Origin of the sequence: Pseudomonas sp. DSV-1 (assembly GCF_035830915.1) — a bacterium.
Taxonomy (GTDB): domain Bacteria; phylum Pseudomonadota; class Gammaproteobacteria; order Pseudomonadales; family Pseudomonadaceae; genus Aquipseudomonas.
In genome coordinates, this window is the sequence record NZ_JAYMYG010000001.1 from 2,123,731 (window position 1) to 2,147,262 (window position 23,532).

At 57.2% G+C, this 23,532-nt stretch carries 32 protein-coding genes; 21 read left to right on the forward strand and 11 right to left on the reverse strand.

The window, feature by feature from the left end:
- Positions 1-25: 25 nt before the first annotated feature.
- Entirely contained in the window at positions 26-1,036 is a 1,011-nt protein-coding gene (gene dusA / locus VSQ83_RS10030; protein ID WP_326426422.1) for a tRNA dihydrouridine(20/20a) synthase DusA, read from the reverse strand.
- Between the two features lie 102 nt (positions 1,037-1,138).
- Here dusA and VSQ83_RS10035 point away from each other — a divergent pair, with 102 nt between their 5' ends.
- Positions 1,139-2,263, forward strand: coding sequence for a site-specific integrase (locus VSQ83_RS10035; protein ID WP_326427695.1), 1,125 nt, complete (start codon positions 1,139-1,141; stop codon positions 2,261-2,263).
- Position 2,264: 1 nt separating this feature from the next.
- Here VSQ83_RS10035 and VSQ83_RS10040 read toward each other — a convergent pair whose 3' ends face one another.
- From VSQ83_RS10040 to VSQ83_RS10060, 5 genes are all read right to left on the reverse strand, one after another.
- Positions 2,265-2,540, reverse strand: a complete 276-nt coding sequence (locus tag VSQ83_RS10040) for a pyocin activator PrtN family protein (RefSeq protein WP_326426424.1) — start codon at positions 2,538-2,540, stop codon at positions 2,265-2,267.
- Positions 2,537-2,755, reverse strand: a complete 219-nt coding sequence (locus VSQ83_RS10045) for an Arc family DNA-binding protein (protein ID WP_326426426.1) — start codon at positions 2,753-2,755, stop codon at positions 2,537-2,539. The genes VSQ83_RS10040 and VSQ83_RS10045 overlap by 4 nt, the downstream gene beginning before the upstream one ends.
- A gap of 317 nt (positions 2,756-3,072) precedes the next feature.
- Positions 3,073-3,468, reverse strand: coding sequence for a hypothetical protein (locus VSQ83_RS10050; protein WP_326426428.1), 396 nt, complete (start codon positions 3,466-3,468; stop codon positions 3,073-3,075).
- 24 nt (positions 3,469-3,492) lie between these two features.
- Complete coding sequence (locus tag VSQ83_RS10055) at positions 3,493-6,186, reverse strand: toprim domain-containing protein (protein ID WP_326426430.1); 2,694 nt, start codon at positions 6,184-6,186, stop codon at positions 3,493-3,495.
- The gene (locus VSQ83_RS10060; RefSeq protein WP_326426432.1) at positions 6,183-6,422 is read right to left on the reverse strand and encodes a hypothetical protein; all 240 of its coding nucleotides are present in this window, start codon (positions 6,420-6,422) and stop codon (positions 6,183-6,185) included. The genes VSQ83_RS10055 and VSQ83_RS10060 overlap by 4 nt, the downstream gene beginning before the upstream one ends.
- 370 nt (positions 6,423-6,792) lie before the next feature.
- Between VSQ83_RS10060 and VSQ83_RS10065 the strand changes: the two genes are divergently transcribed.
- Positions 6,793-7,053 carry a hypothetical protein gene (locus VSQ83_RS10065; RefSeq protein ID WP_326426434.1) on the forward strand — a complete coding sequence of 87 codons (261 nt, stop codon included), beginning with the start codon at positions 6,793-6,795 and terminating at the stop codon, positions 7,051-7,053.
- Between the two features lie 5 nt (positions 7,054-7,058).
- Here VSQ83_RS10065 and VSQ83_RS10070 read toward each other — a convergent pair whose 3' ends face one another.
- The gene (locus VSQ83_RS10070) at positions 7,059-7,535 is read right to left on the reverse strand and encodes a YmfL family putative regulatory protein (RefSeq protein WP_326426436.1); all 477 of its coding nucleotides are present in this window, start codon (positions 7,533-7,535) and stop codon (positions 7,059-7,061) included.
- 29 nt (positions 7,536-7,564) lie between these two features.
- Entirely contained in the window at positions 7,565-7,822 is a 258-nt protein-coding gene (locus VSQ83_RS10075) for a hypothetical protein (RefSeq protein ID WP_326427697.1), read from the reverse strand.
- Between the two features lie 101 nt (positions 7,823-7,923).
- On the opposite strand from VSQ83_RS10075, the gene VSQ83_RS10080 reads away from it, so the two are divergent.
- Entirely contained in the window at positions 7,924-8,340 is a 417-nt protein-coding gene (locus tag VSQ83_RS10080) for a helix-turn-helix domain-containing protein (protein WP_326426438.1), read from the forward strand.
- Positions 8,341-8,404: 64 nt separating this feature from the next.
- Here VSQ83_RS10080 and VSQ83_RS10085 read toward each other — a convergent pair whose 3' ends face one another.
- The 3 genes from VSQ83_RS10085 to VSQ83_RS10095 all read right to left on the reverse strand — a co-directional run bounded on the left by VSQ83_RS10085 (position 8,405) and on the right by VSQ83_RS10095 (position 11,585).
- On the reverse strand, positions 8,405-8,662 hold the full coding sequence (locus VSQ83_RS10085) for an ogr/Delta-like zinc finger family protein (protein ID WP_326426440.1): 258 nt from the start codon (positions 8,660-8,662) through the stop codon (positions 8,405-8,407).
- A 66-nt stretch (positions 8,663-8,728) separates the two neighbouring features.
- Positions 8,729-9,607, reverse strand: a complete 879-nt coding sequence (locus tag VSQ83_RS10090) for a phage portal protein (protein ID WP_326427698.1) — start codon at positions 9,605-9,607, stop codon at positions 8,729-8,731.
- A complete protein-coding gene (locus VSQ83_RS10095) occupies positions 9,519-11,585 on the reverse strand; it encodes a terminase large subunit domain-containing protein (RefSeq protein WP_326426442.1) in 2,067 nt (688 codons plus the stop codon). The genes VSQ83_RS10090 and VSQ83_RS10095 overlap by 89 nt, the downstream gene beginning before the upstream one ends.
- A 163-nt stretch (positions 11,586-11,748) precedes the next feature.
- On the opposite strand from VSQ83_RS10095, the gene VSQ83_RS10100 reads away from it, so the two are divergent.
- From VSQ83_RS10100 to VSQ83_RS10185, 18 genes are all read left to right on the forward strand, one after another.
- Positions 11,749-12,669 carry a GPO family capsid scaffolding protein gene (locus VSQ83_RS10100; protein ID WP_326426445.1) on the forward strand — a complete coding sequence of 307 codons (921 nt, stop codon included), beginning with the start codon at positions 11,749-11,751 and terminating at the stop codon, positions 12,667-12,669.
- A 1-nt stretch (position 12,670) separates the two neighbouring features.
- On the forward strand, positions 12,671-13,699 hold the full coding sequence (locus VSQ83_RS10105) for a phage major capsid protein, P2 family (RefSeq protein ID WP_326426447.1): 1,029 nt from the start codon (positions 12,671-12,673) through the stop codon (positions 13,697-13,699).
- The gene (gene gpM, locus VSQ83_RS10110; RefSeq protein ID WP_326426449.1) at positions 13,699-14,412 is read left to right on the forward strand and encodes a phage terminase small subunit; all 714 of its coding nucleotides are present in this window, start codon (positions 13,699-13,701) and stop codon (positions 14,410-14,412) included. Before VSQ83_RS10105 ends, gpM begins: the two co-directional genes overlap by 1 nt.
- 99 nt (positions 14,413-14,511) lie before the next feature.
- Positions 14,512-14,973 (forward strand): head completion/stabilization protein, encoded by a 462-nt coding sequence (locus tag VSQ83_RS10115; RefSeq protein WP_326426451.1) that lies wholly within the window; start codon positions 14,512-14,514, stop codon positions 14,971-14,973.
- On the forward strand, positions 14,970-15,419 hold the full coding sequence (locus VSQ83_RS10120; protein WP_326426453.1) for a phage tail protein: 450 nt from the start codon (positions 14,970-14,972) through the stop codon (positions 15,417-15,419). Before VSQ83_RS10115 ends, VSQ83_RS10120 begins: the two co-directional genes overlap by 4 nt.
- Positions 15,409-16,089, forward strand: a complete 681-nt coding sequence (locus VSQ83_RS10125; protein WP_326426455.1) for a virion morphogenesis protein — start codon at positions 15,409-15,411, stop codon at positions 16,087-16,089. Before VSQ83_RS10120 ends, VSQ83_RS10125 begins: the two co-directional genes overlap by 11 nt.
- A gap of 11 nt (positions 16,090-16,100) precedes the next feature.
- Positions 16,101-17,216 carry a DUF2586 domain-containing protein gene (locus tag VSQ83_RS10130; protein WP_326426457.1) on the forward strand — a complete coding sequence of 372 codons (1,116 nt, stop codon included), beginning with the start codon at positions 16,101-16,103 and terminating at the stop codon, positions 17,214-17,216.
- 6 nt (positions 17,217-17,222) lie between these two features.
- Positions 17,223-17,672, forward strand: a complete 450-nt coding sequence (locus VSQ83_RS10135) for a phage protein (protein ID WP_326426459.1) — start codon at positions 17,223-17,225, stop codon at positions 17,670-17,672.
- The gene (locus VSQ83_RS10140; RefSeq protein WP_326426462.1) at positions 17,672-17,884 is read left to right on the forward strand and encodes a TraR/DksA family transcriptional regulator; all 213 of its coding nucleotides are present in this window, start codon (positions 17,672-17,674) and stop codon (positions 17,882-17,884) included. The genes VSQ83_RS10135 and VSQ83_RS10140 overlap by 1 nt, the downstream gene beginning before the upstream one ends.
- The gene (locus tag VSQ83_RS10145; RefSeq protein WP_237147017.1) at positions 17,881-18,087 is read left to right on the forward strand and encodes a hypothetical protein; all 207 of its coding nucleotides are present in this window, start codon (positions 17,881-17,883) and stop codon (positions 18,085-18,087) included. The genes VSQ83_RS10140 and VSQ83_RS10145 overlap by 4 nt, the downstream gene beginning before the upstream one ends.
- Positions 18,084-18,551: a lysozyme gene (locus VSQ83_RS10150; RefSeq protein WP_326426464.1), complete on the forward strand. Its 468-nt coding sequence runs from the start codon at positions 18,084-18,086 to the stop codon at positions 18,549-18,551. Before VSQ83_RS10145 ends, VSQ83_RS10150 begins: the two co-directional genes overlap by 4 nt.
- Complete coding sequence (locus VSQ83_RS10155; protein ID WP_326425549.1) at positions 18,548-18,988, forward strand: lysis system i-spanin subunit Rz; 441 nt, start codon at positions 18,548-18,550, stop codon at positions 18,986-18,988. Before VSQ83_RS10150 ends, VSQ83_RS10155 begins: the two co-directional genes overlap by 4 nt.
- Before the next feature lie 31 nt (positions 18,989-19,019).
- Positions 19,020-19,307 carry a putative phage tail assembly chaperone gene (locus tag VSQ83_RS10160; protein ID WP_326425551.1) on the forward strand — a complete coding sequence of 96 codons (288 nt, stop codon included), beginning with the start codon at positions 19,020-19,022 and terminating at the stop codon, positions 19,305-19,307.
- Between the two features lie 23 nt (positions 19,308-19,330).
- The gene (locus VSQ83_RS10165) at positions 19,331-19,471 is read left to right on the forward strand and encodes a DUF6890 family protein (RefSeq protein WP_165878347.1); all 141 of its coding nucleotides are present in this window, start codon (positions 19,331-19,333) and stop codon (positions 19,469-19,471) included.
- 6 nt (positions 19,472-19,477) lie between these two features.
- Complete coding sequence (locus VSQ83_RS10170; RefSeq protein WP_326426467.1) at positions 19,478-21,460, forward strand: phage tail tape measure protein; 1,983 nt, start codon at positions 19,478-19,480, stop codon at positions 21,458-21,460.
- The gene (locus VSQ83_RS10175; RefSeq protein WP_326426470.1) at positions 21,457-21,774 is read left to right on the forward strand and encodes a DUF2590 family protein; all 318 of its coding nucleotides are present in this window, start codon (positions 21,457-21,459) and stop codon (positions 21,772-21,774) included. Before VSQ83_RS10170 ends, VSQ83_RS10175 begins: the two co-directional genes overlap by 4 nt.
- Positions 21,771-22,946 (forward strand): baseplate J/gp47 family protein, encoded by a 1,176-nt coding sequence (locus VSQ83_RS10180; RefSeq protein ID WP_322212725.1) that lies wholly within the window; start codon positions 21,771-21,773, stop codon positions 22,944-22,946. The genes VSQ83_RS10175 and VSQ83_RS10180 overlap by 4 nt, the downstream gene beginning before the upstream one ends.
- Complete coding sequence (locus tag VSQ83_RS10185; protein ID WP_326426474.1) at positions 22,939-23,529, forward strand: phage tail protein; 591 nt, start codon at positions 22,939-22,941, stop codon at positions 23,527-23,529. The genes VSQ83_RS10180 and VSQ83_RS10185 overlap by 8 nt, the downstream gene beginning before the upstream one ends.
- Positions 23,530-23,532 lie beyond the last annotated feature (3 nt).

Sequence of the window (23,532 nt, forward strand, 5' to 3'; positions counted from 1 at the left end):
GGCCCCTTTTTTTATTGCTCGCGATTCAGCGGCCTTCCAGCAGCTCCCCGGCCTGATCCAGCAACGCCAGAGGGTCCTTGGCCTTGTGGATGTTCACGGACAGCAACTGACGGAAGCGACGAGCGCCCGGGAACCCCTGGCCCAGCCCCAAAATATGGCGCGTGATGTGATGCATCGACCCGCCAGCGGCGATATGTGCAGCGATATAGGGCCGTAGCAGCGCCAGGGCTTGCGCCCGTGAAATAACAGGGGCAGTGCTGCCGAACAGCTGTTGATCGACAGCCGCCAGAATATACGGATTGTGATACGCCTCACGGCCGAGCATCACGCCATCAAACACCTGCAAATGCTCCTGGCATTGCTCGAGCGTCTTGATCCCGCCATTGAGAATGATCTCCAGCTCCGGGAAATCTGTTTTCAACTGTGCGGCAACGTCATAACGCAGGGGAGGGATGTCGCGGTTCTCTTTCGGCGAAAGTCCTTCGAGAATGGCAATGCGCGCGTGCACGGTGAAGCTTGTGCAGCCGGCATCACGAACAGTGCCGACAAAATCGCACAGTTGCTCGTAGCTATCGCGCCCGTTGATGCCAATCCTGTGCTTGACCGTAACGGGGATGGACACTGCATCACGCATAGCCTTTACGCAGTCTGCCACCAGTGCAGGGTGCGCCATCAGGCAGGCGCCAATCATATTGTTCTGAACCCGATCGCTCGGGCAGCCAACATTGAGATTCACCTCGTCATAACCTGCGTCCTGAGCCATGCGTGCGCAGGCGGCCAAGTCAGCTGGAACACTGCCGCCCAACTGCAAGGCCAGCGGATGCTCGGTTTCGTCATGACGCAAAAAGCGCTCGGCATCACCATTGAGCAGCGCACCCGTGGTGACCATCTCGGTGTACAGCAGCGCGTTTTTGGACAGCAGGCGCAGGAAAAATCGACAGTGGCGATCGGTCCAATCCATCATAGGGGCAACGGAGAAGCGTCTAGACACTGTAGAGCCTGTGTTTACTGGGTATGTAGCTGTTTTTTGTACCATTTTACTCTACGTGTTTTAACAGTGTTTTAGGGGGTAAAAGGGCGTTTTTGGGAGGTCGCTGGTACAATGTACCAACCACTTTCCGAATTGTACCAGTTGACTATGGCCACGATCAGAGCTCGAAAACGCACAGACGGCAGCATCAGTTACACGGCACAAATACGCCTGATCCGCGATGGGGTGCAAGTCTACCAAGAGAGCCAAACCTTCGCCCGGAAACAGGCAGCTCAAGCATGGGTTCGCAAGCGTGAAGCTGAGCTGGACCAGCCCGGCGCGATCGAGCGGGCAAACCGCGTAGGTGCCACGGTCAGGGAAATGATCGAGCGGTACATGGTCGAAATGGAAAAAGCCCGCGCTCTGGGGAAAACTAAACTGGCCACTCTCAAAGCCATCAGCGAATCCTACCTGGGCCAAGTTAATGACCAGGACTTGAACTGCCAGATATTGGTTGAGTACGCGGTCTGGCGAATGGGGCCAGAAGGTGGGGGGGTGTTGCCTCAGACCGCCGGCAATGATTTGGCGCACCTTGGGGCTGTGCTATCAATTGCCCGTCCAGCGTGGGGCTATGAGGTCGACCCTCACGCGATGTCAGATGCCCGCAAGGTTTTACGGAAGCTAGGCTATAACATGCGCAGCCGCGAGCGTGACCGCCGCCCGACGCTTGATGAGCTGGATAAGCTGTTGAAGTACTTCCAGGAGATTCAAGCCAGACGCCCGTCTTCAATCAATATGCTCAAGATGACAGCATTTGCACTGTTCTCGACACGGCGTCAGGAAGAGATCACCCGGATTAAATGGGCGGATCTGGACGAAGAGGGCCATAGAGTCCTGGTGCGAGATATGAAGAACCCCGGGCAAAAGATAGGTAATGATGTTTGGTGTCATCTACCGCCAGAGGCTTGGGCCATCCTGCAGTCTATGCCAAAGACATTAGACGAAATTTTTCCTTACAGTGCCGAATCAACGTCTGCGTCTTGGACGCGGGCCTGCAAGTTTTTGGGGATTATTGATCTGCACTTTCACGACCTTCGACACGAGGGTGTCAGTCGATTATTCGAAATGGACTGGGATATACCTAGAGTGGCCAGTGTTTCAGGGCACAGAGACTGGAACTCGATGCGTCGTTATACCCACCTGCGTGGACGGGGGGACGCTTACACAAACTGGGAGTGGTTGGACGTAATAGTTAAGGCGCCCGTTAAGCTGGGCGCCCTGACTTTAAAGTAATTTAACTGCTACGCGGTGCGCTGTTCAGTTGCTGATTCTCTTTCAAGGCTGCAGCGCGCTGGCCATCCAGATACTCAGAAAGATCCGAGATATGAATCCCCTTAGCGCTTTTCTGGCTGGCCTCCATTCGTGTGATGGGGATTTTGATAAGACCTGCCATCACCTTGCGTTCAAACATGTTGGTGGTCAGGTGGGTAAAGTAATCGTCGCAGACCTTATGCAAAGGGATCACTACCTGGCCGTCGTATTGAGCCATCAAAACAAATAGTGTTTTCAAATCCTAGCTTCCAGTTCAGTGATGCGATTTAGCAGTTGGGCGATAACTCTGTTCTTCTGATCAAGAGCCAGTTCCAAGGCGAGCGAGCGTTCCAGTCGATAGATTATTTCGCCATTCATGCTTCGGTGGTTTTTACAAGCTGCGTTGTAAATGTCTGGACGCAGACCATCGGGCAGCCTGATTACAAACTTTTCTAGATTGCGTGGTTCAGTCATTAGTTAGCTCTCAGGGCTATGGATTTAGCGAGCAACTGCGCAACTACGGCTGCATCCCGCTCCGATAACTCACCCAATGTCTGGGCCATACTGCTTAGGCTTTCCAAGTGCACACGTGCCTCTGGTGTTTTGTGTACCAAATAAGCGATCACTGCAGCTCCAATAAGAGCGGTGGCCACTAAGTGCCTTGCCGGTATGGTAGCCTTCACTTCGCTTCTGCTTTGGCTCGTCACGTTCATAGTGTAATCCTAAGTGGTGGTTGGTGTCGGGGAGGTGCGAACTCCTCGACACCCTTCTTTTACCGGCGCTCGCCGGCGTTATTGAATCCGGTGAAACTCCCCGCCCTGCTTGAACAGCAGCTCCACGTCCTCAAGTCGATAGCAGCCACCGACGCCCCCCTTCACGACGTAACCCGATGGGTCCTGCTCAAAGCGAATGGGAAAGGGATAACTGTTGCGCAGTTGCATCCAGCCGATCTGGGATGCGTATTTGCTGTCTGCTTTGATTTCCGCATACAACTGTTGGCCAAGGACCCGTGCCGGGTTTGCTTTGGCCCCTTCCAGATAGCTTTCAAACACCAACTGAACCGTTTTGTTCTCAAAGCGCTCGCCGTCGTGCCCCAAGTTCTCAGGCGAGATCTTGTGAAACATCACGTCCATGAACGTGTTGATGTTCAATATGTGCTCCAGGTGCTTCTTCTCTTCGTCATGCATGGTTCTTTCCTCTGTTGGTGGTAATCAGGCAGCCTGGAAAATCCAGCACCGCACGGTTTTCGGTTTGTCGGCGGCATCGGTATCCCATGCTGAGCAAACATTCCTGTTGGTCTCAACGAACTTGGGGCACTTACTTGTTTTCAGGTGGCGCTTGAGCTCGGTCAGGTCAGGGACTTTCTGGCGTTTCTCTGCTGCTTCCTTGGCGAAGTCGTTAAGGTTCACCGCAATCAGGCCGTCATTGCGGGAGTGGTTGAGCCCACCTGCAGCGCTGTTCAAGTACTCGTACAACTCCCAGAACTCGACGACGATCGGGTGATCAGCGTTGATCGCCAGCTGGCGCTCCTTGGCCATGCTCTGGATCTCGGCGTGGGCCGCGTCCACTTGGTGCTTTTTCAGCGGGATAACGAGGACCAGGGCATCGACCAAGGCATGGAGCTGAGCGTGATTCTTCGCGATTCGAACGGTGCGGATCTCAGTTAGGGCCAGCAGCTGCTGTTCGTATTTGGGCCCTTTCTCGCGGACGGTCTCCATAACCTTGCTTTCCATCATGGTGGACTTGACCAGAAAGCCGCTGACACGGTCGACCGGCATACGCTCAAGCTTTTCCACCTGCAATTTTGTTTGTGGCGTCTGCCCGTCCTTCGTCATGGCGATGTGCACCAGGCGTTGCAGAATGGGTTCGGAGGCATTCACCGCGTGGTTCTGGCCGATGACCACAGCGCCACGGAAAGGAGGCTCGCGGGTGTCGTTGCCGTTGTTCTTCACACCAGTGGAGCGGACGCTACGCCCGTTGTAGGCGGTTTTCAGTTCGTCCCAGTCGTACTGCTTGGTTTGGCTGCCATCAGTTTTTTCCCGCTCCGATTCGATCAGCACCACTGGCAAATTTCCGACCTGGGCGAAGTTACGTGCTCGAGCAACTGGAGTGCCCTTGGTTGGGTCGAAACCCTCGTAATCGATACGACCGCAGAGCTTCCACAGGAACTCGATCAGCGTGGACTTACCGGCCCCTGGCTCACCGATGATTTCCATGAAGGGGTAGCTTTTCTGGTGCTGCCGGATCTGCTCGGCGAACAGCGAGCCGAACCAGAATGCGAGCGCCACAAGACCCTTCGCACCGAAGCATTGCCAGATGATGTCCAGCCACTCAGTGTCGAACTTCTCCATGTCCGTGTTCAGGTTGAGGATCACCGACTGGCTGAGGGTCTTGATGCTCAGCCGGTCCATGTCGAAGAAGTCCTCTTCGTTCAGCTTGAACACTTTCCCATCGCGCACCGCCACGTCGCCGTAGACGTACGCGCTGTGCTCACGGGTGTAGCCGGTGAAGTCAATGGTCTGAACGGTTTTGAGGGCGTCGGTTTGCTCCTCAATAAAGGCGTCCAGCTGCTGGGTGGTACCAGTGAACATCCCGCCCGGGGCAATGCCGAGAAGGCGCTTCTTGAACTCTGCAGACGAGGCGATCTGCGAGCTGGTGAAGGTGTTCTTAATCGGCGCAGCATCGTGGGCGAACGTGATCCGGAAGTAGTACCAGGACTCGTCAGTGAGTTTGTTTTCCTGGTAGTACAGAGCCTTCGGGTTACAGGTGGCGATGCGCTGCAGCGCGCCGCACTGCTGCATGGCCTTGGACCGCATCTGTTTGTTGTTCAACTGCTGGTCATCGTGGTGCTCGCTGTCCTCGAGCTCCTGGATCGCCTTGTTGTACTTCTCCAGATCGAGCTTGAACCAGTACAGGCGATTGCCGAACTCCAAGTGGAATTCGCTGCGGCGCTTCCAATCGAACATCACCAGAGCCTTCTCGGTGGCGTTCTCAGCGATCAGCAGGGCACCGTGGTGCCGGGCGGTGGTGATGTCTTTGTCTACCTGAGCATCACGCTTCTCTCCTTCGTCCAGGAATTGCCAACGCTGGTGCAGATCGTTCCAGTCGACCTTTCTGTTATCCCGCTGGGGGATCTGGGCTGCTTCGCAGGTGAAGCCCAGTTCGCGGGCCATACGGACCCAACGTTTGGTGTAAGCGTGTGCACCTGGTTCGTTATCCAGCGCCCAAACCAGCTTTGGCAGGTTGCCTGGGCGAGCAGCCACCAAGGCTTGCAGAGAGTCTGCTGGGAAGGCGTTGGAAGACATCGCCGATACGGCGGCAATGTTGTGGTGCACCAGGGCGAGCGCGTCGAAGATACCCTCGACAATCCAGATCTCCTTCGCCTCGAGCACGTCGACACACGGCGGACACCACCACACACCTTTGTAGGACTCCCCCGGCTTGAAGCGGGCCTTCATCTTGCCGAAACGCGCAGGCCGATCGATTAGGCGTTCCCAATATCCGCCTTTTTCCAGGGTGAAGCGTACCGTCGCACTGCCGGCGTCGTGCTGTGCGGAGTAGTACGTATCCTGTGTAAACCAACCTCCAATCAGTGAAATATCGAAGCCGCGGGCAAACTCAAGGTATGCACGCGCAGTCGCTGTGGGGGCGTTATCAGTGGCGGGAACGCGCTTGCTCCAGTCTTCAAAGAGGTCGTCGTAGATCTCTTTCACGTGCACCGTGTGGCCGCACTTTTCCTGACGGCCACAGATGAGCTGCCACGGACGATCGAATCGGGTGTACAGCTCTTTTTTGTTGCACTTGGGACAAGTCCCACCTCGCATGTAGTTGGTGGGGGCACGGTGTTTAAGGCCGAATTCGGACTCGATGCGCTGCAGGACGTCGTGACGGAGATCGTCTCTCATGATTGCTTCACTGCTTTAAGGCTGAGGGATAGGGCCGCCATCAGGCTTTTCTGGGCTGCCATCACAGGGGATCTTTCGAGGATCGATTTGTGTCGTGCGATCTGAGGGACGTAGCGATATTCGTCTGCGTACCAGTGTTCGTTCAGGCTCATCAGGTACTGCGCACGTAAGGCAGCCAGTAGCGCTTCGGCGTGGGCCGGAGGCATTTGTGTGGTGACAATCACGGCGTTTCCCATAGTGAAACCTCGATATCAGGCAAAGCTCACCCAAACCCACAGCAACTGGGGTAAGGAATAGAAAAATGTTGGGTTTACGAGAGGGCTGAGCAGCTAGCTGCGTTTGGTTTATCGAGTGGTGGCGCGCAGCTGTGCCGACTCCAGAACGTTGCATGCTTCGTTAAGCGCGTCACGGGCAGCAAAGAGATGCTTTTGGACGTGGGTCGTTGTGTAAGTGTCTGCTTCCCATTGTTTTAGGATGGCCCACTTAAGATCGATAAGGTGGTGGGTTGATTTGAGTAAGTGCTCGTCAAGTTCTGATGCTTCTTCATGGGAAAGGACGGGTGCTGGTAGGCTATTGTTTGACATGGAAAACCTCGGAGATTAATGGATGGCGATTTACAGCAAGCGAATCATTGAAAAGCGTTTACAGGAGCTTGATGACTACTACCTGAAATTGCGTGAGGCATTAAAAGGGCAAACACCTAGCGACTTATGGGTCGGGCGTTATGGCAGTAACAAGGAAGAACTGATGGAGGACTACGTAAGTGTCAACTTTGATGATGTCTTGTTGAGAGTCGAGCACTTCAGGGTTGAGGTCGCCGCGATCAAAGCCTTGAAAACCAAAGCGGCCAAGCCTCGCAGCCTTTGAACAGGTCATTGCGTCACCCCCGATTTGGCGCGGTATAGATCAATAACGGCAAGTACTTCCGAATGCCTGGCAGCTATATGTAGGCTGTCAGCTTTGAGGATGGAATCGGCTTCTGTTTGATTTATCTCTCCGTCTTCGAGCGACTGGGCAATGATTTGGTCGACTGTCCCGCGCTTGGCAGCGGTCTGCACAGACCTGGTGTACAGCTCAACATTGTCCAATGAGTCAGGTTCAGCGACAGGAACAAATACGCCGCCGTAGATCCCGGCAATGTATGAGGGATAATGCGTAGTGCCAGCGACTTGTTCTAATTGGTAAATCTGGGCATCGGTCAAAGGGCGGCAACCAGCGCTTTGATAAGCGTGGTTATCGAATTTCTTTTTCGGCATGTCGAGGTGAGCCGCTGCATTTACCCCTCCGCCAACACTGCAGATGATCGCGCTCATCGCTTCCTTGCGTGCCCCTAGAATTCGGCAATTCATTTTCTACTTCTCCATGTGGCCATGTGCCGTTAATGTGCTGTCGCGCTATTTTTCGACGGTCGCTCAATGCTTTCAGTAAGAATTCCCGGCAGCACTTCCTCCCCAATGAATTCTGATAGATCGCGCAAAATGCAGAATGTAAGTCGTCCCTGAGGCAGCGAGTCATGTCCAGCCCAGCGTTGGACGGCTTGTGTGACTGTCCGTGTGCCATAACCGTGGCTCATTGCGAACTGGCGAAAGTTACTGCCGCGTTCGATCAGTCGTGCCTGGATCTGGCGCTTCTCCATCGCTTGGCTCATGGTTGATGTGTTCCTATTTGGTTAAGATGTACTCATTGCGCATAAGCCTATTTATTCCATTTAAATAAATCAAGCGGTATTTACTCCCTATGCATAAAAAGTCTCTGGACGACGTGCTTGAACGCCTGATGACGGTTTTTTCAGTCGATAGCGATAGCGATCTGGCTCGTAAGCTGGATGTGAACCGGCAGACGCTGGGGAGTTGGCGTAGCCGTCAAACCATTCCTTATGCGTTATGCATAAGTGTTAGCGAGGTTGAGGGGGTTTCTTTGGATTGGCTCTTGACTGGAGAGGGGGCAATGATGAGAGGTATTTCTGCTCCAATTGCCGAGACGGTAGTCACCAGCCCTCAGGAAGAGGCAATTCTTACTCTATTTCGGTCTTTAGAAGAGGCGGATAGACGGGAGATACAAAGCGCTGCTGAAGAAAAGAAACGCATAAGGGATATAGAGCAGCGGTTGGAGGATCTGACGGTTGCCCTTGCTGACGTTAAAAAACACGCATGATGGTCTATGCCGATCCCAGTTGATCGAACCGCTCCCTTTGTTTCGCTCTGGGCGAGTCGGCGGTTTACGCCGTAATCTGTGCCCCCAGTTGCTCAAACATTTCCCGCTGCTGTGCCCTTGGCATTTCTTTCAAACGGTCAAACAACAACCGGTCGACTGCCTGTGCTGATGGGCTGAGCGTATGAGAAAAAGTCAGATGTGCGACCCATGTGTGCCCGCAATGAACGTCTAAGCAATAGCAATACAGCGTCACAAAATCCGGTGATGCCTTCCTGCTATCCCGGATTTTCCCCTTGTTCCCGCATTTACATGTAACTCGCATTGGTGTCCCTCCCCAGGGCATTCAATAGCCACCATTTTGCCATATTTTGTAGGGGTAATCTCTTTTCTAGGTAGTAGAAGTAGCTGTTTCAACTGGTTGTTTGTGTTCTTTCCAGTTGATTCTCCTGTCTTCGCGGAGGGAGTCATTTAGCTGGTTGAACAACTGGCAGATGGGCAATATCTCGTTGCTGGTATACACCCGATCGATTTTTTCGATATCGCCAAAGCCGGCGCTGTTTTCCGGGATTATGCCGGCCAGTGCAGGGTTCATTCGCCAGGCGGCGATCACGTCGTTGCGGGTGATGTTTTTGACTTTCTCCAGTTCGTCTTTGGCTTGGAAATCCCCCACCGGGATGATCTGAATCGCTTTCTCGGCGCCGCCGGGGATGTTGACGAACATCGATCGGAAGTTACCCACACCTTTGCTCGCACTCATTTGCTCTTGCAGCGCTTTTTCGTCGTCTTCGCTCAGGTTCGGGTCGTTTGTGTAGAAGATGTAGCCCGCGTGTGCGCCGTTGCTGTAGTAGCGGCGGCGGAAGAGGGTGGCGGCTTCGTTGAGTAACAGGGCTTGCATGCCCCCGAGGTAGTCCGGCACGCCGTAGATGTTCTGTTCCACGTCGTAGTTCATGACGTGTTCCACTTCGTGTTCCTCGAACTCCACTTCTTTACCGTCCGGCAGCAGCATCACATACCCGCCACCCACTCTGACCCGCATGTTGATCGTCGGCAGGTGCTCCATTTCCAGCACCTGGCCGAAGGCGTTGCGGTTGCGCAGGAAGTACGACTCCCCGAACACCATAAAGTCCAGCCCGGCACGGCTCATGGTCTGGATCGAGCAGCCTTCGGAGGCGATGAACTCACGCAGCAGCAGGTTGCGCTTGAACCCGGGAATGGCGCCGTGATGCGCGTTGGCGCGCAGTAGCTTGGCCAGGCCCTGGCGAGACACCGGCGGCGTGTAGGTCTTGCCGTCGTGGCTGGCGAACACCCCCAGGTAGTGCCCGATGTTCTCGGTAAGCACTTGTTCCGGTGCACCGAATGAGAACGCCCGCATCGGACCGGTTGGCGGTTTTGGCTGCTGCTGATTTTTTGCTGGTTTGCCCATTGGTACTTGATCCGCTAAGTGTGTAGCGGCTGCGCCGCTGCTTGTTGGTGTTGAGGGGTTCATGGGCCAGGGCGTGCATGATCGCCCAGGCAATGTCCGCGTGGCCGGAGGCGTCTGTGCGGGACGCGCTGTAGGTGACTTGGCCACCGCCCGTGGTGCCGCGCTTGATCGTCAGGAAGGCCTGTGCGATGTCGTTCCAGCCTGCATCCCATTCGATACGGCTGCCCTGAATCGTGTCCTGGGCTTTGAGCACCAGGGTGTTTTTGGTTTCCAGGCTGTAGTGGATCGAGGTCGCTCGCGGGTAGAAGTCGCGCACCAAGTCGAACACGCCGTAACCGATGCCGGTGGTATCGATACCGATGTGCTGGACGTTGAAACGCTCGGTGAGCTTCTTGACCTGTTCGGCCTGATACTTGAACGATTGGCCGCGCCAACTGTGCTTTTCCAAAATCCGGAACTTGCCCCCGTCCTCCAACGGCGGGGCAATGACCACGCAGCTGGCATCGTCGCGGGTACGGCTGGGGTCGTAGCCGATCCATACGGGGCTGTTGCCGAATGGGCGCGGGTCATCGGGGTCGTAGTCAGTCCAAAGCGACAGATCGGAATAGCAGCGCTCCAGGTCAGCCAGGGAAAAGGCGCTTTGCGTGCTGTCGATGAACTTGCACATAAACAGCTGCTGAAACTTGTCCTCGTCGTACTCCAGCTGCAGCTGCTCAAGGTCGAACAGGTCACAGCCGCCGGTGATGGCGTCGAGGATGGTAATGACCTTGCGCCATTGCCCGTCCGGGCACAGCATGCCCGCGGCGGCCTGGATCTCACTGGGCCACGGATCCTTGGCATTCTTGCGTTTGCTGTTGCGGAATTTCTCGCCTGTCCAGAAAGGGTAGGCCTGATGTGACACGGCGCTGGGCGTTGAAAAGTACGTCTTGCGCCATTTTTTGTGGGTGGCCATGGCGCTGGCCACGGTGTTCAGTTTTTCGAAGTCGCGGATCCAGAAATATTCGTCGACGTAGACGTGCCCATGGTGACCCTGGGCAGTGCTGCTGTTAGTGCTGAGAAAGCGCAGTTCGGCCCATGGCTTGCCGTCCTTGCTCAACACAATCGGGTTGCCGGTCAGTTCCAGCCCGAACCATTCCTGTGCAAACGCGATGATGTAGCTGCGGAAGATTTCAGACTGGGCGCGGCTGGCCGACAGGAAAATCTGATTGTCGCCGGTGAGCACGGCGTCCATGAATGCTTCGCCAGCGAAGTAATAGGTCAGGCCCACCTGGCGACTTTTCAGGATGTTGCGGATGCGGCAGGTCAGGGGGTTCTGTTTGGCGGCGAACAGCTCTTTTTGATACCCGTACATCTTGCTGATGAACTTGTCCAAAAAGTCGACTTCAGTCAGCTCACCCACTTCGTTTTTGGTTTTTTTCTCGCGCTTCTTGCCGCCTTTGTCGCTGCGCTCCCCCCTGTCCCGGCGTTCGTTGCGCTGTCCTTCCCGGCGATGGCCATCGTCCGCAGGCGGTTCTCCGATCGGGGCCGCTGCCGGTTTGACGGATTGCTTCAGCAGCCGCTCGCGAACAGTGGTCAGCCGGTCCAGTTCGTCCAGGTCGCTCTTGGTCAGCGACGTGGCTTTGTCCAGGAGAAGGGTAATTCTGCGGCCAACAGCCGTCAGCGGTTCTTCATCCGACAGCATCTCTTCCCACCCGCCCTGGCGAATCCAGTAATAGACGATCCGGATGTTGGGCAGGTTGAGTTGCGCCTGAATTTCCTTGGCCTTACAGCGGCGCAGAAACAGGCGTTTGGCGGCTTCTTTAACTTCGGTTGAATAGAACATGGGCCGCAGTCTATGCGGCGAAAACATATGAAACTTGACGGTAATTTCGGCTTTCTATGTAGATCTTGATTCTACAGCTTGTCCCGATTCAAACCGTTTGTTTGGTGGTCATCCGGTGCATATCGTGGCGGCTCAAATCACCGATTGAGCGCAGTTATCGCCCATGCCCCGTTCCCTTGTTTCGTACTGGAAACGTGTCGCCACCAGCGGCCCGACCACTGATGGTCGTGAAATCCTTCCCCAGGAACTGCGCGATATCGCTGAGACCTACAAGCCGTCGCTTTACACCGCTGTGATCTGGTGCGAGCACGAACGCTGGCAGGGTACCTACGGCACCGTGTTTGCCGTGCGCCTTATTGAAGAAGACGAAGATCTTGAGCCGGGTCAAGTTGCGCTGGAAGCCCAGCTCAAGCCTAACGACCGGCTCCTGGCTCTCAACGACCAGGGTCAAAAGCTGTTCAGCAGCATTGAGATCTACCCGAATTTTCGTGGCAAAGGCAAAGCCTATATGACCGGCATGGCCGTCACGGACGAGCCAGCCAGCACCGGTACTCAAGAACTCTACTTTTCGAATAAGACCAGCAAGCGTGCGTATTACGCCGCGTCTGTGCTGATGGACCCGGCGACTGACGCCGAGCCCCAAGGCGAGATGAAAAAGTTCTTCGCCATGTTTACGGGGGCACTCAAGCGTTTCGCCGCTGACGAGACTTCCACCGAAACCTCCCCGCAAACCCCAACCGAGAGCAAACCCCTAATGGATGAAGCTACAGCCAAGGCGCTTCAGGCCCTGATTGAGCAGCAGTTGATCGTGACCTCTGGTATCCAGGCACTGGTCGACAGCTTTGCCGAAGTCGCGCCTGAGCCCGATCAAGAGCCGATTGACGACGTTCAAACCGCCGTTGACGACATCGTGTCCACCGCTGAAGAGGAAAAGAACTTCAACCGCAACAATGCGGGCAACAAAGCGGTATTGGCCGGCATGGCCAAGCTGCAGAAGCAGTTCTCCGCGCTGATGAACACCCCTCAAGGTCGCAATGTGCCGCGCTCCACTGGCCCAGCCGACCCTAAAAAGCGGGTGATCTGACATGGGGCGACAATCTCAATCTCTGTCCAATCGTGCCCTGGAACAATACGTCGCCTTGCGTGAAGCGATCGGCGAAACGTACAGCGTCGACGTTACTCGTCAGTTCAATGTCGAGCCGAGCATTGCTCAGGAACTCAACGACAAGATCACCGAGCGTGCGGACTTCCTCGAGCGCATCAACGTCGTGCCGGTCACCGAGATCAAGGGTGAAAAGGTCATGTTCGGCGTGAATGGTCCAGTGACCAGTCGCACCAACACCAAGACCACCGACCGTGAAGCCAAAGACGTTTCCGACCTGAACGGCTTGCCCTACGAGCTGTTTCACACCGAATCGGACGTGGGTCTGCCGTTCGCCAAAATCGACAGCTGGGCCAAGTTCCCGGACTTTGCCGATCGCTACTCGGCGGCGGTGCAAAAGCAAATCGCCCTGGATCGAATCATGATCGGCTGGCACGGCGTTACAGCTGCTGCTCAGACCAATCTGGCAACCAACCCAATGTTGCAGGACGTCAACAAGGGCTGGCTGCAACTCGCTCGTGAGCAGATCCCGGAACAGGTTCTGGTTGAAGGCGGCACCGTAGGGTCAGGGAAAATCACCCTCGGCGCCGGCGGCGACTACGAAAATCTTGACGCCCTGGTGCATGACGTCAAACAGATGATTAACTCTGTTTTCCGTGATGGCGGCGATCTGATTGCCATTGTGGGCAGCGATCTGTTGGCGAGTGACAAGGCCAAGTTGTATTCCAACCAGGCGGGCAAGCCGACTGAAAAGGAACGCATTGAAAGCGCCCAGGTCATCGCGACCTACGGCGGTCTACCTACCTTTACCGTGCCGCACTTCCCGGTCAACGGCGTTGTGGTCACCAGTTGGGACAACCTGTCGATCTACTTCCAGGACAGTAGCTGGCGTCGTCACCTGCTCGAAAACCCGAAGCGTTCCCGCGTAGAAGATTACAACGGTCGCAACGAGGGCTACGTGATCGAGCAGCTGGAAAAATTCGCAGCTGCTGAAAACGTGGAGTTGATCTGATGAGTCTGGCATTGGCGCACAAGCGCCGAGTCCTGGCCGAAGGTCCAGCGGCTGCCCGCGTCGGTGCCGACGTATCGGTGTATTCCGCCGATACCGCATTGTCCAGTCCCGCTAATGGCAAGAAGCACCTGAAGTTGATGGTCGCCGCCATGGCTCAGGATCTGGAGCGAATCAGTGCGATCGACAACCACGGGCTGCGCCGACAGCTCAAGCATGACGAACTGCTGCCCAAATACCTGGACTACGTGCAGCTCTACCGCGATTCAGGATTGAATTTCCCGAACTCGGTCGTGATGCAAGTCCTGGTCTGGTTGTTCGATACCGAGCAGTTCGATGCCGGGCTGGACTTGGCACATTTCGCCATCGAGCAAGACCAGCAACTGCCGGAGCGTTTCAAGCGCAACGTGCAGACGTTTGTTGCTGACCAGGTGATCGACTGGGCCGAGGCTGAATACAAGGCCAAGCGTAGTCCCGAACCGTACCTCTCCAACCTGCTGCCTTTGGTAGACGGCGAATGGAAGCTCTTTGAGCGCATTCCGGCCCGCTACCACAAGCAGATTGGGATTCTGGCCTTGGATCAACGCGAGTTTGCGAAAGCCATCACCCACTTTGAACGTGCGGAAGCGTTGTTCGAAAGCATCGGCGTAGGGACACGCCTGGATGGTGCTCGTAAAGCGCTGGCAAAAGAACAGGCAGCGACAGCCGCCGAATAACCGACTTCCCCCCCCGGCGAGAAACTGTGGATGTGAGCGAGCCATTTATGGCCCTGACCCACTGAAACAGTTTTCCCGCCCCTATTTGAGCGGCCAGCGATGAGCTTTTCAGGTAACCCCACTAAGTTTGCGGAACGCCAGATTGAGAACGACGGCTTTTGGCCGGATTTCTCTCTGGCTCAGTTTCAGGGGGCCTATCGCCTCCCAGGGGAATACCTGGTCGAAACGCTGGTCGACGGTTTGACCACGGCGATGATCGAGGTCAATCAAGATCTGGCCAGACTCAAAGCCAGATGGCAGGCGGCAGGTGTCTCCAGCGTTGAATTTGCTGACCCTACGGTGCTACCGGAGCGCACATTTCACGTAGCGACGTACAAGCGCGCCGTGTATTGCCGCGCCAAAGCCAACCTGTTGACCCAGTTCGCCACTATCACCCGCCGTGAAAGTGCCGAAAACACCGGCAAGGAATTGCCCGAGCGCTCCGAGACCTTTCTGGCGTTCAGCCAGGCCTCCGTACGTTCTTTGCAGGGCCGTGGCCGCATGACGGCGGTGCTGCTGTGATCAAACTCCAAGCCCTCACCAAGTACTTGATCGCGTGCCGCCTGGTGCCGTACGAGCAGCTCGACAGCTGGACAGACCAAGTCACTGTGGACCTGATCTGGAAGCCCGATCTCGACGGTTTGCACATGAGTGACATGCATTACACCGCGACGATTGCACTGGAGCGTTTTGCTGATCACCCGGGGCGGCTGTTGGCGTTGGTGGGCAGTTGGCTGGAAAACAACGACCCGAGCCGCGACCGCGACGAACTGCCGGCGCCGAAGTTCGACATCTCCATGCTCGACAACGACCTGGCCGACGTGGACATCACCCTGGAGTTCAACGAACCGCAGTACCTGGCCGAGGATCCAGCCGGCGAGATCGAGGCTTTCGGTAAGACCTGGGCATTTGTCCCATTCGACCTTTGGATTGCCGAGCACGGCGAGGTGGGCAGCAATGGCCGCTAATCCGCTCGACCTCGATGTCAGGGGGCTGCTTAGCGTCGACGCCCAACTGGCCCTGCTTGAGCTGCCGCCCCAGCTGCGCCGCCGGCTGCTGAACAACGTCACCAAGCGTGTGCGCTCGATGAGCCGCAAGCGCGTGCGTGAGCAGCAGAACCTGGACGGCACTCCATTCGCTGAGCGCAAGGGTTCGGCCAAGGGCAAAAAGAAGATGGAAGCCGGGTTGGCCAAGCTGCTGCAGGTCACCCGTGTCAGCTCCGACGAAGCGGAGCTGGGCTGGAAAAACGCCCTGACTCGTTGGGTCGCATCACAGCAGCACAACGGAGCCAGTGAGCGACGTACCGCTGCACAAATGCGCCGCTGGAACAAAGTCCCGCCTGGTATCGCCTGCACGGACAAACAAGCCAAGCGCTTGCGTCGTCTGGGCTTTCGCACCCGGCAGAAGGGCAAAAAAACACTGACCCGGCCTTCGGTGGCGTGGATTCAAGAACACGTGAACTACGCCAAGGCCGGCCTTTTGATCCGCATTTTGAACGATGAACGAACCGAGTCGTCGGGCGCGCAAAGCTGGGACATCACCTTGCCCAAACGCCAGTTCCTCGGTGTGAGCAGCGGCAACGAAACCAGCGAGCTGGTTAACCAGGTCTTTCAACAAATCCTTAATTCACCCCGCTAGCGAGGCACTGCATGGCACTCGGCAAAGTCAGCGTTAACAATCTCAATCTGGGCCAGGGTGCCGTGACTGAGATCGAACGCTATTTCCTTTTTATCGGTCCCGGCGCCAAGAGCGTAGGCGAACTGATTCCCCTGAATACTGATAGCGACCTGGACAGCACGCTGGGCATTCCGGCCAGTGACCTGAAAACCCAGATCACGGCTGCCAAATTGAACGGTGGTGATCGCTGGGCTTGCCTGGCGGCGCCGATCGCTGTGGAGGGCGATTGGACCAAAGCGCTGGAAAAGGCCATGCAGCAAGGCTTTTCGGTTGAAGCGGTGGTGATCACCAAACCGGTGAAAGCCGCCGGTGATCTGTCGGCTATGCATGAAGCAGCCATCGCGCTCAACAACGTTTATGGCCGCAGGGCTTTCGTGATGGCGGCCAGCATGGGCATCACGGCGCTGCAGACGTGGGAACAGTACCTCACGGAGCAACGCGCTATCACGGTGGGCCTTGCTGCACCGCGTGTCCTGGTCGTGCCGCAGTTGCATGGCAATGACCTGGGCGTGCTGGCTGGCCGCTTGGCCAATGCTGCCGTGAGCATTGCGGACACTCCAATGCGAGTGGCGTCCGGCGCTCTCCTGGGGCTGGGCGTTGTGCCTGTAGACAAAGACACCGTGCAGTTGCCATCGGCGATCCGTGCCGAGCTGGACAAGGCGCGCTTCTCGGTGTCGCAGACCTATCCGGATTACCCGGGCGTGTTCTGGGGCGACGGCAACATGCTCGATGCGCCGGACAGTGACTTCCAGGTGGTGGAGTACTTGCGCTTGGCTGACAAAGCCGCCCGCCAGGTGCGCCCGCTGCTGATTCGCCGCGTCGGTGATCGCCGACTCAACAACACCCCCAACAGCATGGCCGCTGCCATCAGTGCGTTTATGAAGCCACTGCGCCAGATGGCCAAGTCCGTCACGTTCGCCGGCCTGGTGTTCCCGGGCGAGATCGAAGCGCCCAAGGATGGCGACATCGTCCTGGTGTGGCTCAGCAAAACCAAGGTCGAGATGTACATCAAGATCCGACCGCTCAACTGCCCGAAAGACCTGACGGCCAACATCGCCCTCGACCTTTCCACTGACGATTCGGAGTAATCCCCTATGTCACGTATTGGCGGCAAGAACTTCGACGTGAACCTGGGCGATCTGCTCGTTCACGTTGAAAGCTGCACCCTCGACATCACGGACAACACCGCCGTGGCACAGAGCAAGGGCGTTCCTGATGGCCACGTAGACGGCGACGTTTCGGCTAGCGGAGAAATGGAATTCACCACCAGTAACTTCAACCTGCTGATCGAAGCGGCTCGGTCTGCCGGCAGCTTTCGCGGGTTGGATCCTTTCGACACTGTTTTCTTTGCCAAGGCCGGCGAAGAGGAACTGCGTGTCGAGGCTTTCGGCTGCAAGTTGCGGGTATCGAGTCTGTTAGGCATCACTCCGAAAGGCGGTGAGACGTCCAAGCACAAGGTGCCGTTTGACGTCACCAGCCCGGATTTTATCCGCATCAACGGCGTGCCGTACTTGGCCGCTAAAGAAATCGAGGGCTTGCGCTGATGTCTTGCCCGTTCGATCGCGCCCAGGCAACGGAGCAACGCCAACGTGACCAAGCGATTGCCATCCAGTTGGCCCATTCGCGCCCGAGCGGGCCGAGCCGTAACGAATGCCTGGACTGTGACGGCGAAATCCCTGCAGCACGCCAGGCACTGGGCGGGATCCTGCGTTGCGTGCCATGCCAGACCATTTTTGAGAAAGGAGCTCTCCGATGAGCACGAATCAGGCCGCTCAGGACACTGCCATTGCCTTCGCCAAGGCGGCACCGGCAATCGGCGTGGCCGCTACCGGTGCGACAGGTGCTGTCGACTGGTCAGCGGTCGCTTACATGCTGACCGCGCTCTACATGGTGCTGCAGATTGTTCTGTTGGTCCCTAGATACCGCCAGATGTTGCGCGACTGGAAGAGCAAGCCATGAGCCTGCGCAACAAGATCGTCATTGGTGCGTTAACGGGTGTGCTTGGCATGACCGGCGCACTGGTGACCTGGTTCGAAGGTCGCTCACTGGTGGCCTACCTCGACCCGGTGGGCATTCCAACCATCTGTGAAGGCGTCACCCAGGGCGTAAAGCTGGGCGATCGGGCCACACCGGCACAGTGCGATCAGTTGCTGCAGCGTGAATTGCGTATCGCACTGACCGCGGTGGATCGCCAGGTGCGTGTGCCGCTGCCGGATACGCGCCGTGCGGCCCTTGGATCCTTTGTTTACAACGTCGGTGAGGGGCAGTTCTCCAGCTCGACACTGTTGCGCCTGCTGAATTCCGGTGATGTACGGGGCGCTTGTGCCCAGCTGTCGCGCTGGATCTATGCCGGCGGCAAGCAACTGGCCGGATTGGTCAATCGCCGCGCCGCCGAGCGCGAACTGTGTGAGGTCGGCCTATGAATTCGCTCATCACCAACTTTCTTTCGTTACTGGTGTTCTTGGCTGCTTTTGCTTTTTTTGACCACCTCATCGATGAGCGCAACAAAGCTCAGCTGGAGGTGGCCGGACTACGCGAAGCGGCCCGTATCAGCGGTGAAATGCTGGCTGATCGCGACGAAAACGACCGTACCCGAACCGAGGCACTGAACCATGCACTGTCTGAAAACAATGATCTGCGCCGTTCTGTTGACGATGGCCGTCAGCGGCTGCGCGTCAAAGCTATCTGCAGCAGCCCCAAGCCCGACCAGACCGGCGCCGGCGGCGTGGCTGATGCAGGCACCGCCGAACTCGCAACAGACGCTCGACCGGATTATTTCACCCTCAAAGATCAACTCGCCCTGAGTCGAGAAATGATCCTGGGCCTGCAAGACCACGTCCGCAGGATCTGCCTGCGTTAACCGTTACCCCAACCCTGACTGGATAAAAACGATGACTGAACGCCGCGAAATCACCCTGGAAATTGGTGATAAAGAATTCACTTTCACCCTGACCCCGCAGGACGTGACCAAGTACTTCAATGGCCTGACCGCCAACAACAAGGTGTCGCCGGCCAACAACCTGCTGGTCAACACCGTCGACCAACAGGAGCGCGCCACGCTGAAACCCCTACTGGTCAACCCGGTGATGGTCATGCAGCTGGCCGGTGCGCTGCTGGAAGAGTACGGGCCAGACGTTGAAATCATCGTAAAAAAGCCCTCGAACACGCAGAGCGACTGAGCGAGGACGGACTGGGCCAACTGATGGCCCTGACCAACCGCTGGCTGCCCGGGGCTGAACCCTCGATCGAGAACATGGGCACGGCCAAGTGGCTGGAAGACGAACACTGGAAACGCATGGAAATCGCGGTGGCCAACGCCATCGCTCTTGCATTGAACGGGTAACGACACATGGCAGATCGCAGCGCCCGCCTGGCCTTTATCTTGAGCCTGACCGACAAGATCACCGCGCCGTTAGGCAAGGTTAAAACCAGCTTTTCGGATTTGGCAGAGCAAGGTCAAAACAACATCAAGACCATGGGCCTTGGGCTCGCGGGCATGGTGGGCGCGGGTGTTGCGATTAGCCAGTCCCTGGAACCGGCGTTGGAGATGAACCGCGCCCTGGGCGAAGTCCGTTCACTGGGCGTAGCAGAGGATGCGCTGACCGCGCTGAATCAGAAGGCGTTGGAGTTCTCCGTGGCCTACGGTGAAAACGCCCGGGACTTTGTTGCGTCGGCGTACAGCATCGAGGGCGCGATCAAAGGCCTGACCGGCTCACAGCTGGCCACCTTCACCAACACCAGCAACCTGTTGGCCAAGGCGACCAAGTCCGACGCTGAGACCATGGGGGCCTACGTCGGCACCATGTACAACCTGTTTAAAACCCAGGCGGATGCCATGGGCAAAAGCGAATGGGTCGAAAAAATGGGTGGCCAGACGGCATTGGCGGCTCAACTGTTCCGTACGGACGGCGCACAGCTCAAGGATGCCTTCAAGGAAGTTGGCCAGATTGCGAACACGGCCGGCGTTGACCTGGCCGAACAGTTCGCGGTGATCGGTACGTTGAGCAGCACCATGGAAGGTGGCGACGCCGGTGGTCTATACAAATCGTTTTTCGAGAACATCGGCGCAGCGTCCGAAAAGCTGGGGATGAAATTCAACGACCAGAACGGCCAACTGATGCCGATGGCCGACATTTTGGCCAAGCTTGAGGGCAAGTTTGGCGACCTGAACAGCGCTGCCGCCGGGGCCAAGCTGGCTGAGGCCTTCGGCGGCGAAGGTGCGCGAGTCATTACCGCCTTGTCCAAAGACACCGACCGGTTCAAAAGCAGTCTGGATAAGCTGGGCCAAGTCCGTGGGCTGGAGGACGCCGCGAACATGGCCAAGGCCATGGTGGATCCGTGGCAACAGTTTGCGAAGGCCGTCGAAGCGCTGCGCATTGCGTTCGGTCAGGCACTGATTCCGATCTTGACGCCGTTAATGGACCGCCTGGTCGGTATCGCAGGCACGCTGACGCGCTGGACTCAGTTGTTCCCCAATATCACCCGTGTGATTGGCATCACCGTGTTGACGATCCTGGGGCTTACGGCGGCGATGGCGGCTATGACGTTCCTCGTCGGGCTGAGCAAGATGGTTTGGCTGTCCCTGGTCGTCGTCTGGCAGGTGCTCACGTGGACCGGCTGGAAAAGCATTGCCATGTTCCTGTACCACGCCGTCATGGTCACCGCGTTTGTCGCCGGCATGATCCTGATGGTGGCGTGGATGGGGCTGGTAAAAGGCGCCATGTTGCTCTGGCAGGGCGCGATCTGGCTGGTCAACGCCGCCATGTACGCCAACCCGGTGGGTCTGATCATCGCCGGCATTGTCGCCCTGGTCGCGATCGTCGGCGCCGCAATCTATTACTGGGACGACTTGAGCAGCGCACTGATGAACACGGCCGCGTTCAAGTGGGTCAGTGATCAACTCTCCGCGCTGTCTGACTGGTTCGGCTCCATGGGCGGCTGGTCAGGTATGGCCAAGGCTGCTTGGGACGGCATAGTTGCGATCTTTCAAAAGGCCATCAATGGCCTGATCGAGATGTTGAACAAGATTCCCGGTGTGAACATCGAAGCGAGTCTCGGCTCCATGCCGGAGATCCCGGGGGCTACTTCCTCCATAAGTGCCGGCGAGCAGGCCGAACGCTCGCAGAAAGTCCAGCGGAGCATCAACGCGGCGATTCCGAGCCTTTCCCCCACACGCGCTTCGGCTGTGCCCCCGGGCGGGCTGCTGACCAGCATCCAAAACACCAGTAACCAGAACAAAGGGAATCACGTGGATAAGGTCGAGATCCATACGGCCAAGCCTATGAGCCCGCTGGAGCTGGAAAACATGATGGCCATGGCGGTGGGCGGATGAGCCTCTATATCGATCTGTTGATCACCAATAACGATCTGACCCTGGATCCATCCAACCAGCCCCTGCTGGTTGAGGATCGGGCCAGCATCGCCCAGGACATCGGTCACATGATCCGCGAAAGCGGGTTGCTGGTGACCCTGGTAGCCGAGCGTGATCGCTTCCGCCGAGCTGACTGCATTCAGCAACTGGAGCTGTTGGTGGAGATGGACGTGCGCCTGGTACCAGGCACCGTGCAGATCACTGAAGAGGAAAAGGGCAGGTACTTGCTGGCGGCCAAAACCGTCGAATTCGGATCTGTCGAGGTGGTGTTTTGAGCGACGTTGATTTTAAAAAGGCGCTGAGTGACGCCGGGATACCAACTACCGAAGCCAAACTGCGCGCGGCCTGGGAATTGGAAGTTGTCGCCCAGGGCAGCAAGTTGAGTAATACCAGTGCCTGGTCACCGTTCTGGCGGGTGATCACCGCGCTGGTGACCAAGCCCGTGATGTGGCTGATCGACTTTATCGCCGGCACTGTGTTGCCGAATTTTTTCGTAAAGACCGCCACCGGTGCCTGGCTGGATATGTTGGCCTGGGCGGTCAACGTTACCCGCAAGCCTGCGACCAAGGCCGAGGGCTTGCTTCTGTTCACCCGCAGTGCGCTGGCCGGTTTGCTGGAAGTGCCCGCCGGTACCCGCGTGCAGTCGATTGCGATCAACGGCAATGTGTACGAGCTGGTGACGGTGGCTGCGGTCAGTTTTGCCGATGGCGAGTCGCAGATTCGCATACTGGCCCGCGCCAAGCAGGCGGGCAGCGGATTCAATCTCGCACCAGGTTACTTTTCGATTCTGCCGGAACCGGTGCCCGGAGTGGTCCAGGTGGTGAATGCTGACAGCTGGTTGACCCAGCCCGGCGCCGACACCGAGCCCGACGACGAGCTGCGTCTGCGCGTGCGTAACCAGTTCTCGGCGGTCAACCAGTGGCACACCGACGCGGTCTATCGCGCCATGATCTCGGTCTTCCCGGGCGTGCAGCCGGATGGCGTTTATTTTGAGCACAACGCGCCCCGGGGCCCCGGCAGTGCCAACGCCTTTGTGCTGTTCGAGGCGGATTCGCCGGCGGACACCTTCCTGGCTGTAATCAATAGCTATATCCGTGACCAGGGCAACCATGGCCATGGTGATGACCTTTTGGTGTTGGAGATGCCCGCCACGCTGCACACCGTGCGGGTGACGGTCTGGCCAAAGGCTGAGGTCGGCGCCGAGCGCTGGCCAGCGCTGAAATCTGACATCGAGCTGTTTATCCGTGCCGCGTTCCGCGAGAGCACGGCCAGCGACTACCAGCCGACGCTGACTCACCCGCAGTCGCGCTTTTCTTTCAGCCGCCTGGGCGAGGAACTGCATCAACAATTCTCGGGTATCGAGTCGCTGGACTTCGACAACGTCGACATTCTTTCAGAGCTGACCATTCCGCGCCTGTCCGGGGTTGAGGTGGAGCTGAATGTTTAAGTTGAGCCTGCCTTTTTGGCTCGACGGGCCGGAGCTGGCCAAGGTCAAAGCCGCCGCACAAGGGTGGTGGGGCAAGGTCGAGAACTGGCTGAGCTGGCCGCTGCTGCAGATGGACGCCGAGAACTGCCACTTGAGCGTGCTCGATCTGCTGGCCTGGCAGCGTGACATTCAGCGGTTCCATGGTGAGCCGGAAAAACTCTACCGCCTACGGGTGAAGTACGCCTTCATCAATGCGGTGGATGCCGGCAGCACCGTCGGCATGGTTCGCATTTTCGAGCGCCTGGGCGTCGGTTATGTGGAGATCCAAGAGCGCTTGCCCGACCTCGATTGGGACGTGGTGCTGCTGCATCTATCCGACACACAACTGAGCGAAAACCCGGTGTTGTTGCGTGTGCTGATGCAGCAATACGGCCGCACCTGCCGGCGGTACGACTTCGTCACCATCACCCCGGTGAAATTGAATATCGGCGTGGCTGATTTCAACGATGACCAACAGACCCTGATTGCCGCGCTGGACGACAGCGCAAGTCGCTTGGTCGTGATCAACGAGCTCGCAATTCTCACCTTTTTGAACCCACTTTAGGAG

Bases quoted from the DNA above. Each gene is read 5' to 3' on its own strand.
- VSQ83_RS10065 (WP_326426434.1), top strand. From the start codon at position 6,793: ATGGCGATTTACAGCAAGCGAATCATTGAAAAGCGTTTACAGGAGCTT.
- VSQ83_RS10035 (WP_326427695.1), top strand. From the start codon at position 1,139: ATGGCCACGATCAGAGCTCGAAAACGCACAGACGGCAGCATCAGTTAC.
- VSQ83_RS10105 (WP_326426447.1), top strand. From the start codon at position 12,671: ATGGGGCGACAATCTCAATCTCTGTCCAATCGTGCCCTGGAACAATAC.
- VSQ83_RS10175 (WP_326426470.1), top strand. From the start codon at position 21,457: ATGAGCCTCTATATCGATCTGTTGATCACCAATAACGATCTGACCCTG.
- dusA (WP_326426422.1), bottom strand. From the start codon at position 1,036: ATGGTACAAAAAACAGCTACATACCCAGTAAACACAGGCTCTACAGTG.
- VSQ83_RS10130 (WP_326426457.1), top strand. From the start codon at position 16,101: ATGGCACTCGGCAAAGTCAGCGTTAACAATCTCAATCTGGGCCAGGGT.
- VSQ83_RS10170 (WP_326426467.1), top strand. From the start codon at position 19,478: ATGGCAGATCGCAGCGCCCGCCTGGCCTTTATCTTGAGCCTGACCGAC.
- VSQ83_RS10185 (WP_326426474.1), top strand. From the start codon at position 22,939: ATGTTTAAGTTGAGCCTGCCTTTTTGGCTCGACGGGCCGGAGCTGGCC.
- VSQ83_RS10050 (WP_326426428.1), bottom strand. From the start codon at position 3,468: ATGCATGACGAAGAGAAGAAGCACCTGGAGCACATATTGAACATCAAC.
- VSQ83_RS10145 (WP_237147017.1), top strand. From the start codon at position 17,881: ATGAGCACGAATCAGGCCGCTCAGGACACTGCCATTGCCTTCGCCAAG.
- VSQ83_RS10045 (WP_326426426.1), bottom strand. From the start codon at position 2,755: ATGACTGAACCACGCAATCTAGAAAAGTTTGTAATCAGGCTGCCCGAT.
- VSQ83_RS10155 (WP_326425549.1), top strand. From the start codon at position 18,548: ATGAATTCGCTCATCACCAACTTTCTTTCGTTACTGGTGTTCTTGGCT.
- VSQ83_RS10080 (WP_326426438.1), top strand. From the start codon at position 7,924: ATGCATAAAAAGTCTCTGGACGACGTGCTTGAACGCCTGATGACGGTT.
- VSQ83_RS10135 (WP_326426459.1), top strand. From the start codon at position 17,223: ATGTCACGTATTGGCGGCAAGAACTTCGACGTGAACCTGGGCGATCTG.
- gpM (WP_326426449.1), top strand. From the start codon at position 13,699: ATGAGTCTGGCATTGGCGCACAAGCGCCGAGTCCTGGCCGAAGGTCCA.
- VSQ83_RS10125 (WP_326426455.1), top strand. From the start codon at position 15,409: ATGGCCGCTAATCCGCTCGACCTCGATGTCAGGGGGCTGCTTAGCGTC.
- VSQ83_RS10075 (WP_326427697.1), bottom strand. From the start codon at position 7,822: ATGGAGAAGCGCCAGATCCAGGCACGACTGATCGAACGCGGCAGTAAC.
- VSQ83_RS10150 (WP_326426464.1), top strand. From the start codon at position 18,084: ATGAGCCTGCGCAACAAGATCGTCATTGGTGCGTTAACGGGTGTGCTT.
- VSQ83_RS10055 (WP_326426430.1), bottom strand. From the start codon at position 6,186: ATGAGAGACGATCTCCGTCACGACGTCCTGCAGCGCATCGAGTCCGAA.
- VSQ83_RS10160 (WP_326425551.1), top strand. From the start codon at position 19,020: ATGACTGAACGCCGCGAAATCACCCTGGAAATTGGTGATAAAGAATTC.
- VSQ83_RS10095 (WP_326426442.1), bottom strand. From the start codon at position 11,585: ATGTTCTATTCAACCGAAGTTAAAGAAGCCGCCAAACGCCTGTTTCTG.
- VSQ83_RS10115 (WP_326426451.1), top strand. From the start codon at position 14,512: ATGAGCTTTTCAGGTAACCCCACTAAGTTTGCGGAACGCCAGATTGAG.
- VSQ83_RS10140 (WP_326426462.1), top strand. From the start codon at position 17,672: ATGTCTTGCCCGTTCGATCGCGCCCAGGCAACGGAGCAACGCCAACGT.
- VSQ83_RS10085 (WP_326426440.1), bottom strand. From the start codon at position 8,662: ATGCGAGTTACATGTAAATGCGGGAACAAGGGGAAAATCCGGGATAGC.
- VSQ83_RS10060 (WP_326426432.1), bottom strand. From the start codon at position 6,422: ATGGGAAACGCCGTGATTGTCACCACACAAATGCCTCCGGCCCACGCC.
- VSQ83_RS10165 (WP_165878347.1), top strand. From the start codon at position 19,331: ATGGCCCTGACCAACCGCTGGCTGCCCGGGGCTGAACCCTCGATCGAG.
- VSQ83_RS10070 (WP_326426436.1), bottom strand. From the start codon at position 7,535: ATGAATTGCCGAATTCTAGGGGCACGCAAGGAAGCGATGAGCGCGATC.
- VSQ83_RS10100 (WP_326426445.1), top strand. From the start codon at position 11,749: ATGCCCCGTTCCCTTGTTTCGTACTGGAAACGTGTCGCCACCAGCGGC.